Annotated in this window: 13 protein-coding genes; 7 read left to right on the top strand and 6 right to left on the bottom strand. The window is 42.0% G+C overall.

Going from position 1 to position 12,134, the window contains the following annotated elements; genetic code table 11:
• Window positions 1-5: 5 nt before the first annotated feature.
• From ACFQ1M_RS15255 to arsM, 3 genes are read left to right on the top strand one after another with little or no spacing between them, the layout of a single operon-like run.
• Window positions 6-719 (top strand): DM13 domain-containing protein, encoded by a 714-nt coding sequence (locus tag ACFQ1M_RS15255; protein ID WP_386409733.1) that lies wholly within the window; start codon window positions 6-8, stop codon window positions 717-719.
• 6 nt (window positions 720-725) lie between these two features.
• Window positions 726-1,538, top strand: a complete 813-nt coding sequence (locus ACFQ1M_RS15250) for a purine-nucleoside phosphorylase (RefSeq protein ID WP_386409731.1) — start codon at window positions 726-728, stop codon at window positions 1,536-1,538.
• A 10-nt stretch (window positions 1,539-1,548) separates the two neighbouring features.
• Window positions 1,549-2,517, top strand: a complete 969-nt coding sequence (arsM, locus tag ACFQ1M_RS15245; RefSeq protein ID WP_386409729.1) for an arsenosugar biosynthesis arsenite methyltransferase ArsM — start codon at window positions 1,549-1,551, stop codon at window positions 2,515-2,517.
• A 108-nt stretch (window positions 2,518-2,625) separates the two neighbouring features.
• On the opposite strand, the gene ACFQ1M_RS15240 is transcribed toward arsM, so the two are convergent.
• The 5 genes from ACFQ1M_RS15240 to ACFQ1M_RS15220 all read right to left on the bottom strand — a co-directional run bounded on the left by ACFQ1M_RS15240 (window position 2,626) and on the right by ACFQ1M_RS15220 (window position 7,593).
• A complete protein-coding gene (locus ACFQ1M_RS15240) occupies window positions 2,626-3,861 on the bottom strand; it encodes an NADH:flavin oxidoreductase/NADH oxidase family protein (RefSeq protein ID WP_386409727.1) in 1,236 nt (411 codons plus the stop codon).
• 107 nt (window positions 3,862-3,968) lie between these two features.
• A complete protein-coding gene (locus tag ACFQ1M_RS15235; protein ID WP_386409725.1) occupies window positions 3,969-5,594 on the bottom strand; it encodes a GMC family oxidoreductase in 1,626 nt (541 codons plus the stop codon).
• Window positions 5,591-6,472 (bottom strand): alpha/beta fold hydrolase, encoded by an 882-nt coding sequence (locus ACFQ1M_RS15230; RefSeq protein WP_386409723.1) that lies wholly within the window; start codon window positions 6,470-6,472, stop codon window positions 5,591-5,593. Before ACFQ1M_RS15230 ends, ACFQ1M_RS15235 begins: the two co-directional genes overlap by 4 nt.
• Before the next feature lies 1 nt (window position 6,473).
• Window positions 6,474-6,959 (bottom strand): Mpo1 family 2-hydroxy fatty acid dioxygenase, encoded by a 486-nt coding sequence (locus ACFQ1M_RS15225; RefSeq protein WP_386409721.1) that lies wholly within the window; start codon window positions 6,957-6,959, stop codon window positions 6,474-6,476.
• 7 nt (window positions 6,960-6,966) lie between these two features.
• Window positions 6,967-7,593, bottom strand: coding sequence for a TetR/AcrR family transcriptional regulator (locus ACFQ1M_RS15220; protein WP_386409719.1), 627 nt, complete (start codon window positions 7,591-7,593; stop codon window positions 6,967-6,969).
• A 176-nt stretch (window positions 7,594-7,769) separates the two neighbouring features.
• Here ACFQ1M_RS15220 and ACFQ1M_RS15215 point away from each other — a divergent pair, with 176 nt between their 5' ends.
• The 4 genes from ACFQ1M_RS15215 to ACFQ1M_RS15200 all read left to right on the top strand — a co-directional run bounded on the left by ACFQ1M_RS15215 (window position 7,770) and on the right by ACFQ1M_RS15200 (window position 11,589).
• On the top strand, window positions 7,770-8,795 hold the full coding sequence (locus ACFQ1M_RS15215; protein WP_386409717.1) for a DUF547 domain-containing protein: 1,026 nt from the start codon (window positions 7,770-7,772) through the stop codon (window positions 8,793-8,795).
• Window positions 8,796-8,846: 51 nt separating this feature from the next.
• A complete protein-coding gene (locus ACFQ1M_RS15210; protein ID WP_386409715.1) occupies window positions 8,847-9,683 on the top strand; it encodes a TIGR04283 family arsenosugar biosynthesis glycosyltransferase in 837 nt (278 codons plus the stop codon).
• A gap of 78 nt (window positions 9,684-9,761) precedes the next feature.
• A complete protein-coding gene (locus tag ACFQ1M_RS15205) occupies window positions 9,762-10,628 on the top strand; it encodes a helix-turn-helix domain-containing protein (RefSeq protein ID WP_386409713.1) in 867 nt (288 codons plus the stop codon).
• Complete coding sequence (locus ACFQ1M_RS15200; protein WP_386410899.1) at window positions 10,537-11,589, top strand: NAD(P)-dependent oxidoreductase; 1,053 nt, start codon at window positions 10,537-10,539, stop codon at window positions 11,587-11,589. Before ACFQ1M_RS15205 ends, ACFQ1M_RS15200 begins: the two co-directional genes overlap by 92 nt.
• Here the strand turns inward: ACFQ1M_RS15200 and ACFQ1M_RS15195 are convergent.
• Window positions 11,586-12,104, bottom strand: a complete 519-nt coding sequence (locus ACFQ1M_RS15195; protein WP_386409711.1) for a GNAT family N-acetyltransferase — start codon at window positions 12,102-12,104, stop codon at window positions 11,586-11,588. The two genes, ACFQ1M_RS15200 and ACFQ1M_RS15195, sit on opposite strands and share 4 nt — an antisense overlap.
• Window positions 12,105-12,134 lie beyond the last annotated feature (30 nt).

Raw genomic sequence — 12,134 nt, 5'->3', positions numbered from 1 at the left:
CCAAAATGAAAAAGACATTACTTTTACTCGTTCTAGCAGTTTTTACCGTGCCTGTTACCAGCGCCCAACAATGTAGAGTAGGAACCTTCGTAGCAGGGGATTTTCCAGGAACTTATCCATGCTCCGGTGATGCCGACCTCATCTTTAATGACAACGGCAAAGAGGTCAACTTCACTAACTTTAGTACGATTCAGGGAATAACCCTAGAGGTATTCTTATCGACAGACGACCGTGTTGACAATGCTGGAGGTAGCCATATTAAAATAAGTACCCAACAATTGCAAGATGACAATGGTGGCACCGATATGGGAGATGCGATCACCAACGATCAAGCATTTATCGTACCTGCTGGTGTGGACATCAACGATTACCAATATGTGATCATTCAATGTACTTCTGCGAATGTGCTTTGGGGAAGAGTACAACTCGGAACCGTTTCATCTACATGCGACCCAGGAATACTCAGTGTGGTAGAAAATGATCTGCCAGAAGTGTCTATCTTCAATGACCTTGATACGGACAAAGCGATCATCAAGAACGATCTGAACCTTCCGCTTGCTATAAGCATGTACAATATCTCCGGACAAGAATTAGGCAATAAACAGCAATCAAACGAAAATTCTATTACCTTAGATCTTTCGTCGCTAAGCGCCGGTCTATACTTTATGAATGTTGAAAGTCAGGGACGAAGGCAGATCAAAAAATTATTAAAGAAATAGCATTTCATGATAAAACAAATTCAGAAAACCGTTTCCTTTTTGAAGGAACGTAATTTTGAAGCGCCCGAGATCGGTATCATTCTAGGTACTGGTCTCGGGCAACTAACAGAACATCTTTCTGTAGAAGAGGAAATCAGCTACAATCATATCCCAAACTTCCCAACGGCTACTGTAGAATTTCATAAGGGAAAACTCCTTTATGGTGAACTCGAGGGGAAGAAAGTTGTAGTGATGCAAGGACGCTTTCATTTATATGAAGGATACGATCTTCGCGATGTCACCTATCCTGTCCGTGTGATGGGCATGTTGGGAATAAAAAAATTACTCGTCAGCAATGCTGCGGGCGCCATCAATCTCGAATTCAAGAAAGGAGACCTGATGTTGATCGAGGATCATATCAATCTTCAGGGAGGTTCTCCGCTTGGATTTCATGGGGTAGAACAATTTGGAGAGCGTTTTGTTGATATGAGCGAGCCATACGACCTAGAAATGCGCACTAAACTCTTAGAAATCGCAGCAGCAAACGGAATACAGTTGAACCAAGGAGTCTATGCTTCTGTCTTTGGACCCCAATTGGAGACCAAAGCAGAGTACAGAATGTTAAAGATCATCGGTGCTGATGCTGTTGGAATGAGTACCGTTCCCGAAGTGATCGTCGCCAATCAACTGAAGATACCTGTGGTCGCTGTGTCAGTTTTGACCGATGAATGCGACCCAGACAATCTAGCCCCTATAGATGTTTCGGAGATCATTGCTGTTGCTGGGAAAGCCGAACCAAAAATGATCACTATATTTAAAGCATTGATTAAAGCACTTTGATAATTTACTTATGAGTTACTTAAACGCCACAGAAGCATTATATAAAGAAGCTGCATTGACCCCAGATGTGGGCCTTTGCTGCACCACCAACCCGATTTGGGAACTCCCGGGATTGAAGATCCCCAAGATCATGCAAGAGATGAACTATGGCTGCGGAAGCACCGTACACGCTCGGGACCTTACCAACAATCCCAAAATTCTTTATGTAGGTGTAGGAGGTGGTATGGAGCTATTGCAATTCTCTTATTTTTCACGTCAAAAAGGAGGGGTGATCGGTGTAGATGTTGTTGACGAAATGTTAGAGGCGTCTCGCAAGAACTTCAAGGAGGCTGAGGCGCAGAACGATTGGTTCAAAAGCGAATTTGTCGATCTGAAAAAAGGTGATGCACTTAATCTTCCAGTGGAAGATAACAGCATTGATGTGGCTGCTCAGAATTGTCTTTTCAACATATTTAAAGCAGAAGATTTAAAAAAGGCCATTGCAGAGATGTATCGTGTATTGAAACCTCACGGCCGTTTGGTGATGAGCGACCCTACCTGCGAACAACCGATGAACGACACCCTTCGTAATGACGACCGCCTTAGGGCTCTATGCCTTAGTGGAAGCATTCCTATCAAAGACTATATAAAGATGCTTACAGATGCTGGATTTGGAACTATAGAGATCCGCGCCCGCAAACCCTATCGGATTTTGGACACAAAGCATTATGACACCGATGAAAATATCTATATAGAGTCGATCGAAGTAGCCGCTATCAAAGACCCGATGCCCGCTGATGGCCCATGTGTCTTTACAGGAAAAGCTGCTATCTACTTTGGTGAGGATGAATATCTCGATGATAAGGCCGGTCATATTCTCTTAAAAAATCAGCCGATCGCTGTTTGTGATAAGACGGCAGCCAACTTAGCTGCTTTAGGCAGAGAAGATATATTTATCAGCGAGTCGACCTTCCATTATGATGGTGGTGGGTGTTGTTAGCCCTTCCCAACCTCTCCAATGAGAGGGGTTCATCAATGAATGATATATAAGTCAGACCTGTCAGATTTTGAAAACCTGACAGGTCTTATCGTCGAAATAGTTCTTCACTCAAACAAACTTCTTTCCCATCGCCTTTCTAAGCTCGTAAAGCACTAAAAACATCGAGCACCACAGCGGACTCATATTTAGCTTAAAGGGTTTTCCCTTTGAAAATCGTATGATCTGCCTTGCATAGAAGCCTCCTTCGGCGGCATCTTCAAACTGGGCAATACCGGTACGGAGCACTTTATTTTCAAGATGTTGTATTTCTCCCTCCAAAAATTGGGGAATATCTTCTCGATTGGTGATAAAAGGACGCGCCATTCCAATTAGATCTACCTCGCCGTTCAGTAATACGTCATTGCAAAATTCAAACGAACGAAACCCTCCGGTGATCATCAGAGGAACACTACTGACCTGTCTTACCTTTTTTGCAAAGTCGATAAAATAGGCCTCGCGTCGTCTGGTGCTCTCTTTCACTTCTTTTTCTGCTTGCTCATCGTCATTCAACAAAAAGAAAGCTACCTTTTCGTAGGTGCCACCTGAGATCTCCAGCAAATCAATTCCTTCGTTATCTAACATTTTTACAACCTCCAGCGATTCCTCTTCAGTAAATCCTCCTTTTTGAAAATCAGCAGAATTCAACTTTACCGAGATTGGAAATTTATTACCAACCACTTTACGTGTCTCCCTTATGATGGATAAGAGTAATCGACTGCGATTTTCGAGACTTCCTCCCCATTTATCTGTTCTAGTATTGGTCCTTGGTGATAAAAATTGACTCAACAAATACCCATGTGCCGAATGGATCTGTATTCCCGTAAATCCGGCTTCTTTGGCCAGACTAGCAGCTTTTACAAAACCGTCGATCACTTCTTTGATGTCTTTATAGGTCATTGCCTTTGGCTTTCCAAAAAGTCCAAGCTTTTTCAACTGTACCTCAGAAGGAGCCAAAGGTCTTCGAGTACCAAAAATATTGGTCTGGCGCCCTGCGTGCGATATCTGCACCCAAATATGGTTGTTATTGATCTTTGATGACTCGGCCCAGGATCTTAAGACTGGCAGCATTTGCTTATTATCGAAAACAACATTGCCTGCCGATTCGAGATGCTTTCTGTCGATGATCACATTTCCGGTGATCAGCAACCCAGCTCCAGTTTTCGACCAATTGCTATAAAGCAGCTCATGGCCTAATGTTGGCTCAAAATTAGTATTACTTATGCGTTCGGTCATTGCGGCCTTCACCAATCTGTTCTTCAGTATAGCTCCACATGGAAGGGTCAATGGGGTATTTAGGGTACTCATCGGTAAAATTTTTATGGTCTAATAACCCCTCCGCCCTTCGGACATCGCTGCCTTTGCTGGCAGGCAGATCCCCTTGAAAAGTGGATGGGTTTTTTTGTTGTTTTATTTTAAAAGCGAACACCTAAGATCATGTCAGCTGCTTTTTCAGCGATCATGATCACCGGCGCGTTGGTGTTACCAGAAACGATGGTTGGCGTGATAGAGGCATCAACTACTCGTAGCCCTTCTATTCCATGAAGTTTTAATCGATCATCCACGACGCTCATTTCATCATTGCCCATTTTGCAGGTTCCAACAGGATGATATATGGTTTCGACAAACTTTCTAATATGGGCAGCGATCTCATCATCAGAACTATTGAGGCCGATTCCCATCATTCCCGCATTAAAAGGTTCAAAATCATCCTGTTCCAATACCTCCATGGCTTTTCTACTTCCTTTGATCAAATGCTGAAGATCCTCTTCATCGCTCAAAAAATTGGGCTGAATGATGGGCGCCTTGAAGGGGTCGTTGCTATTGATGCCGATATATCCTCTGCTTTTTGGTCGCAAAAGACAAGGTAGTACCGTATAACCATCCCAACGGGGAAAAGTGTCCATATCATAGACATTGACTCCTTTTCCATCAGCGATATGGATGGGTGCAAATTGAAATTGAGTATCTACGCTACCATGAATATTCGCTGCATTGAAAAACGCATAGCTTTCCAACGGACCAATGGTCAAAGGCCCCGATCTACCGATGGCATATTGAGCCAATGCTTTTAATTTATGCAGGGGTTTCAACACATGATTGACCCCCATCTGTACTTTAGCCTTGCAACTTACAAAGCTCATCAGATGATCCTGAAGATTCTTTCCGACGCCAGGAAGTTCTTTTTTGAGTTGAATTTGGTGTTGTTTCAATTCATCTTTATCGCCTATGCCTGAGAGCATCAGCAATTGTGGCGAATTGATAGCGCCTGCGGACAAGATCACTTCCTTTGAAGCTTTCACTGACTGCATTTCCTTTCCTTTCCATATAAAAGAAACGCCTGTGGCCATATCATTTTCGATGATGATCTCTTTCACCATGGCGTGGGTGATCACTTGCAAGTTTGATCGTTTGAGCACCGGCTTCAAAAAAGCCGAGGCTGTGCTCCACCGACTTCCATTTTTAATGGTCATATGAAAATCGCCCACTCCTATTTGGCTTTCCCCATTATAGTCGGCATTATAGGGAATCCCTACTTTCTGCGATGCTGCGATAAACGCTTGGGCAAAGGGCGTTTTAAATCGCTCTGCAAAACTGACGTGTAGCTCTCCGCCTTGTCGATGATGCGATGCACTTACCTTTTCAATTTGTTCAAAATGCTCTGATCTTAAAAAATACGGCAGCACCTCGTCATACGACCAACCTTTGTTCCCCGCTTTTGCCCAATCGTTATAATCCTCCTTATTTCCACGTACGTAAACCATAGCGTTGGTTGAGCTACAGCCACCGAGCACCTTGCCTCGCGGCACATGCATTCTGCGATTATTGACATGAGGTTGGGGTTCGGTAAAAAAGCCATAGTTGATCTTTTTTTTGTGAAGGTCTCCGTAAGCTCCGGGGATTTTGATCATCGGGTCGGTGTCTTTTCCGCCTGCTTCCAGCAATAGAACGCTATTCGCTGGATCCACAGAAAGCCGATTGGCCAATACACAGCCTGCCGATCCTGCTCCAATGATAATATAGTCGAATGTTGTTTTCACGCTTGATCTGAAAAATGGTTAGTTTGAAATTCAAAGAAATGGCTAAGCACTTTTTCTGGAGCTTCGGTCTGAGGATAGTGGCCTATGGTTGGAAGATCGACCATTTTGATGACTGGCATCAACTTTCTAACCTCATCGGCCAGATGCTTTCCTGAGACTGGATCCTGGTTTCCATTGATCATGCTGATAGGAATAGGACAATTTTGCAAGGCACCTACCCAACGATCTCGAAACATTTTCCGTTCGGTCATGTAACGAATTAATTTATGAAAAACATATTTCCCACGATTAAAGGAGATCAAGGTGTAGAACTCATCGATCTCTTCGTCGCTCGGTGGCGTTTCTTTCCCGAAGATCTCGTGGAAATTCTTTTTTAACTTTTTCTTGCTTAAAAATGGGGTGATCAAAAGTCCGAAAGGGCCGATAAGTGCTTTTTGAATGGGCCGTGGTTGATGGCTTTCTGGAATGATGCCGCCATTCAACAAACAAATGGATCTATAATGTATCGCACTCGAACTTTCAATACTCCTAGCAAGCAGTTCTTGCATCACCGTATCACCAAAATCATGAGCCAAGACATGAAGGCTGTCGATATTCTTCAACCTTAATAAAGCCTCGACCATATCCGCTTGATCATGTACGGTATATGTATAGCTTTTGGGTTTGTCTGAAAATCCAAAACCCATGAAATCGGGAGCGATCAGATGAAATTTTTTAGCCAAATCCTCCCAGATCTTATTCCAATCCCAAGACGCGGTGGGAAATCCGTGTAGTAGCAGCAATTTGGGCTTATCACTTGCTTTTTCTTGATAAAAGATCCTGTGTTTATCCTTATAAAGAAAATACTTTCCAGAGCGATACCAAGTCGTAATGTCCATCTTAGTACTTTATTTTTAGCGCATCGAACAGATGACTCAATGTCCAAGCCGGCCCAATCATCAAAAACTGTAGATCCTTGATAAACGAAGGTTTTTTACCTTCATGTTTGTGCCCGATAAATTGTCCGATCCAAGCTAACACAAAAATGCTGAGCATGATGATCCATAGCGGTGCAAAATTTGCGACTTCAATACGGTGAATAAGGAATAAAATAAGTGCGCTGTAAATGATCATGCTCACAAATAATACAAAAGATAAACGGAGGTAATAAAGTAATCCAAAGATGATGAGGAGTGATCCCCAATGCGTGTAGGGTGCCATTACCGAGGGAACGGCCGTTGTGATCGCCTCTGGCACCGGAATGCTCGCCAAGAGACCGATCAAACTAAAAAATATGATTGGAACGCATATATAATGAATGATGATATTCATTCTTTTTTGATGGCTCTCACCATATTCATTGAAGAGCGATTCTATTTTTCTCATAAGGGTGTTATTTGGTTGGGAGTTTTACAAATTTTCTGATCTGCTGATATTCTTCCCATCCTTTTTCGGACAGATAAGGAATAAGCAGGTTCCAGAGCATTTCTATGGAAGGGCATTTATTTATTTGGTAGGCCGATGTTTGAATCACCTGACGCTGTGACTGCCAAAACGTACTGATCATCCATACCGAGAATACAACCTTGTCATAATCGACCCCATCGGTCTCTGGCGCCATACGCCCTGATTCCACATAATAATCGATCAACTTCCTCCCTTCCCTAAAACGAATAAGATTCGACGTCTCATGAAGCTTCCCAATGGAAGGATATTTCTTGATGATATGCACGATATCATTGAAGAAAAATTGGTAGCGTTGCTGAAGGTCATCAAACTTCAACATCATCTCCTCAAAGTGGTGCAAGGTAATGTATTTGTTCTCTGGAAGGATATAGTGCAATGCTTCCTGATGCATCTCCTCGTAGATCTTAAAAAGCAACGCTTCCTTGTTCTTAAAATGATACTGCAAATTGCCTGCACTGATCTTCAATGTATCTGCTATTTGCTTCATCGAAACACTGGAAATACTGTGTTCGTTAAAGAGTGCAATAGCATTTTTTATGATCTTTTCTTTCAAAATGGATAATTGTCATTCAATATTAGTAAACGTTTACTAATATTTCAAATTTATTTGACATTAAAAACTAATGCCTGCTTTTGAGAAAAACAAATCATTGTAAGGTGCAGCATTAATTTTGGACTTACCTTTAGCAGCTGAAAATGCTGCCTAGCTGTAATCCTTATTTGAAAAAAATGAAGAAGACCCTATATATACTTACCTTAATATTCATGGCTTCGTGCGGAAGCAGTAAGAAAGTGGTGCAGCAGGATAAAAAACCAGAATCACCAACGAATGTGGCAATCGAAGTTGATAAGGATCTATTGGAATTAGAAAAGGCCCTTCAGAAGATCGATAAGACCAGGAAGGATTCGATCATGACGATGATCGATGATCGAATACGCATGCATCTTACTCAGGGAGATACCCTAACCGCAGAAAAATTAAGAGCCTTCAAGATTTTTGCTGAAAATGAATTTGACAAAAAAGCATTCGAAATGGCTTTCCAAAAAGATCCTATTTCTGAAAGCGACGATGTTTTAAAAGAAAAACTAGAACATAAGAATGAAACCAACGCCGTTTTCAACCATGTTACGTTCGACGATCTCCTGAAAAGACACGTCTCCGAAACGGGAAATGTGGACTATAAGGCCTTTAAAGAAAATCGTTCTGCTTTAAATGCCTACCTAAAACAATTGGAGGATAATCCACCTAGCGACGCCTGGTCTCGAGAAGCGACCTTGGCCTTTTGGATCAATGCCTACAACGCCTATACGATAAAATTGATCATCGACAACTACCCCACCAAAAGCATCAAAGACATTAAGGCCCCATGGGATTATCGATTTGCCAAGATCGGAACAAAATGGTACACCCTAAACGATATAGAGCACAAGATCTTGAGGAAAATGGATGAACCTCGAATACATTTTGCCATCAACTGCGCATCCGTTTCCTGTCCTAAACTATTGAATGAGGCGTTCACAGCTGTCCGCTTAGAAGATCAGCTCACCGAAGTGGCCAGAGGGTTCTTAGCAGACGACCTTCGAAATGAGATCTCGGAGAACAGCGTTGAGATCTCCAAAATATTTCGTTGGTTTGGAAAGGATTTTAAGCAAGAGGGTAGTCTGATCGATTTTCTGAATACGTATTCCGACATTCAAATATCTCCAAAGGCGAAGATTTCCTATAAAGATTATGATTGGAGTTTGAATGAATAAGTAATTAGACCTCACAGATTTTAAAACCCTGTGAGGTCTGCGTTTACCATTATGAAAATAAGTATCGTCATTCCTATTCTTAACGAAGTTTCGACCATTGAAACACTGCTTATCTATCTCCTGAAGAATTCTTCAGACAACTATGTCAATGAGATCATAGTGGTCGATGGAGGTAGCGTAGATGGTTCACAGGAAATTGTGAGTTCCTTTGTCAATTCTCTGCTCGTCGGGCAGACGGGGAGTGCTTTTTCGAACAAAGTTGGCGAAAAAAAGTATCGAGAAGTGCGAGGTCTCGATACAATTTCCGTCAATACAGAAATCACTCCCCGCCGTAATGGCATTGTCGGGCTGGGACCTGACATTCAAATAATAAGTGCTGAGAAGGGCAGAGCCAAACAAATGAACGTCGGGGCCAGAGCTGCTAAAGGTGATGTCTTATATTTCTTACATGCCGATTCTGTGCCTCCAAAATATTTTGACAAAGCCATCATCGATGAGATCAGCAATGGTGCGAGTGCCGGTTGCTTTAGGATGAAGTTTGACAGCGACCATCCCTTCTTAAGATTCTGCCAGTGGTTTACCCGATTCAATGTTCGTGGGTGCCGTGGTGGGGATCAATCGTTGTTCATCAAAAAGAGCCTTTTTGAGACCATGGATGGTTTCGATGAAACCTATAGAATCTACGAGGATTGCGAATTCATCGGTCGGTTATATGATATTGGTTCCTTTACTGTGATTCCCGATTACGTGACCACCTCTGCCCGTAAATACGAAAAGAATGGAACTTGGAGGTTACAATATCATTTCACCGTCATTCATTTAAAGAAGTTCTTTGGGGCTTCACCTGAAAGGCTTTATAAATATTATGTTGACAATATCACTTCCTAAAACAAAAATGACCGAAAAACACCACTTTCTTTAAAATATCGTAATTTATCACTGTTTTTGATGCGATATTTGACCTTAATGAAAGTAGTACCTCAAGCATTTTACAAACATCCAAAAATAGAAAAAGTTCTAATGGATGGGCTATCATGTGTAATTCTAAAAAGTATTACAGAAGCCGACCTACAAAATGAGCGCTACCTAGCCGCCCATGCTTTGACCTTAGTATTAAGTGGGGCTCTTCGAGTCGAAGACGCTAGCGGAAATCTAACTATCGTATATAAAAATCAAATGGTACTGCTACCAAAAGGTATCTATGCCATTACAGATATCATACCTCACGAGGGCATTTTCGAAGCTGTGGTCTTTTTCTTTGATGAAGAGATCACTGATGAATTTCTTTCGAGCTTTGACCACACGGGCTCTGATAGCTATGAGAAAAGACTCGTTATAAACTATAATCACCAATTGCGCCTATTCGTCGATACGCTTTTGACATTGTACCGAGGAAAACAGCAAAATCAATTTACAAGATCAAAGCTCTTAGAATTATTACACCTTGTAGCGCTGTCTATAAAAGACAGCGAATTCGCAAAGCGGCTGGTCGCAATTAGATCGAGAGAAAAAGTGCCAATAATGACCTTTATGCAAGACAACTTTGCCAAACCCTTGGATGTTATAGACTACGCCTATCTCTCGGGACGAAGTGTTTCGACCTTTCAACGAGATTTTAAATCACGCTTTGGTATTTCTCCAAAAAAATGGTTGATAGAGAAGCGTTTGGAAAAGGCAGCCACTTTGTTTAAAACGACCTCTGACTCTGTAACTTCAGTGATGCTAGCTGTAGGATTCGAAAATAGTTCGCATTTTATCAAAACTTTTCACAAACGTTTCGGTTTGTCTCCAAAACAATTTCAACTTAGGCACCGAAAAGACTTATACATATAGTTTTCTGACGGAAAAACAACACTTTTTATATTTTATAGGAATTTCTCTTAATACGAAAGACCATCTTTGTCGCAAGAACTTAAAAATACAGATTATGAAAATAGGATTTATTGGACTTGGAATTATGGGAAGCCGTATGGCTACGAATCTTCAAAAAGCGAGCTATGAACTGATTTTATATAATCGTACCCAAGAAAAGGCGAAAGAAATGATAGAAAATGGGGCGACATGGGCGAAAACACCTCTAGAACTTGCACAAAAAAGTGATTTGGTCATTACCATGCTGTCAACACCGGAGGTAGTAAAAGAAATGGCCATTGGCCCCAAAGGATTTTTCAACGGTATGAAAGCTAATGCGCTTTGGATAAATTGTAGCACTGTGAATCCATCTTTTTCCGTAGAAATCGGTAGAATTGCTCATGAGAATGGTTTTCGATATTTGGATGCGCCTGTTGCAGGCACAAAAGGGCCAGCAGAAAATGGGGAACTTCTCTTCTTTGTCGGCGGAACTGAAGGAGACCTCAAGGAAGCCCAACCATTATTTGACGTCATGGGAAAAAAGACACTTCATCTAGGGAAGGTTGGTAAAGGTGCTTCTGTGAAAATGTTGGTCAACCAATTGTTAGGGCAACAAATGGCTGCCTTCGCTGAAGCGTTGATCATGGGTGAAGCCATGGGCATACAACAGAAAACAGTTCTCGACGTATTGCTATCGACCCCTGTCGTAGCTCCGGTAATGGCAGCAGTGAGACCAAAGCTTGAAAACGATAATTATGAAGCGAATTTCCCGCTGAAGTGGCTTCATAAAGACTTACATCTTTCCTCTATTTCGGCCTACGAAGAAGGTATTGCTGCTCCAAACCTCCATGCCACAAAAGAACTATTTGGCTTAGCGAAACAACATGGCTATGGGGAAAATGATTTTACGGCCCTGTATTCTTTTTTAAGGCGCTATCCCTAAACCTTCCATTGATAAAGCAGCAATTCCTCAGGGTCATTGGGAATTTGAATGGTCTTCACAAAGGTTAATCCCAACTTTTCCAACAAGCGTTGTGAGGGAAGATTGTCCTTAACGGTGATGGCATTGATAAGATCGAGGTGAAACTCGTGGATTGCTGCTTCTTTGATCCTATTCGCACTTTCAAAAGCATACCCTTGGCCCTCAAATTGTGGGAGAAATGCGAATCCGATGTCGATACCCTCCAATCCTTCTCTATCGTACAGTCCGCAGGTACCTAACTTTTCACCATCGGACTTTCTGATGACGGTGTAATTGGAGTACCCAAGCCTTTCTAGCTGTGGCGTCATTTTTTCTTCAATATACTTCTCGGCATCTTCGACGGTCTTAATACTTCGATCACCGATAAAGCGATGCCATTTGGGCGTATTCATCAATTCGAGAAGAAATAACGCATCATCTTTACAGGTAGGCTTCAAATACAGGCGCTCGGTTTCGAAGGTAAAATATGCTTTCATGCAATAAAGATAATCCAATCGCTCTTTTTT

The sequence above is a fragment of the Sungkyunkwania multivorans genome, from assembly GCF_042675645.1.
Classification (GTDB): Bacteria; Bacteroidota; Bacteroidia; order Flavobacteriales; family Flavobacteriaceae; genus Sungkyunkwania; species Sungkyunkwania multivorans.
Note: the sequence above shows the minus strand (reverse complement) of the source record. Positions and strands in the feature narration are given on the sequence as shown.

Excerpts from the sequence above, each read along its gene's own strand:
- ACFQ1M_RS15255 (WP_386409733.1), top strand. The coding sequence starts at position 6 with ATGAAAAAGACATTACTTTTACTCGTTCTAGCAGTTTTTACCGTGCCT.
- ACFQ1M_RS15250 (WP_386409731.1), top strand. The coding sequence starts at position 726 with ATGATAAAACAAATTCAGAAAACCGTTTCCTTTTTGAAGGAACGTAAT.
- arsM (WP_386409729.1), top strand. The coding sequence starts at position 1,549 with ATGAGTTACTTAAACGCCACAGAAGCATTATATAAAGAAGCTGCATTG.
- ACFQ1M_RS15240 (WP_386409727.1), bottom strand. The coding sequence starts at position 3,861 with ATGAGTACCCTAAATACCCCATTGACCCTTCCATGTGGAGCTATACTG.
- ACFQ1M_RS15230 (WP_386409723.1), bottom strand. The coding sequence starts at position 6,472 with ATGGACATTACGACTTGGTATCGCTCTGGAAAGTATTTTCTTTATAAG.
- ACFQ1M_RS15225 (WP_386409721.1), bottom strand. The coding sequence starts at position 6,959 with ATGAGAAAAATAGAATCGCTCTTCAATGAATATGGTGAGAGCCATCAA.
- ACFQ1M_RS15215 (WP_386409717.1), top strand. The coding sequence starts at position 7,770 with ATGAAGAAGACCCTATATATACTTACCTTAATATTCATGGCTTCGTGC.
- ACFQ1M_RS15210 (WP_386409715.1), top strand. The coding sequence starts at position 8,847 with ATGAAAATAAGTATCGTCATTCCTATTCTTAACGAAGTTTCGACCATT.
- ACFQ1M_RS15205 (WP_386409713.1), top strand. The coding sequence starts at position 9,762 with ATGAAAGTAGTACCTCAAGCATTTTACAAACATCCAAAAATAGAAAAA.
- ACFQ1M_RS15195 (WP_386409711.1), bottom strand. The coding sequence starts at position 12,104 with ATGAAAGCATATTTTACCTTCGAAACCGAGCGCCTGTATTTGAAGCCT.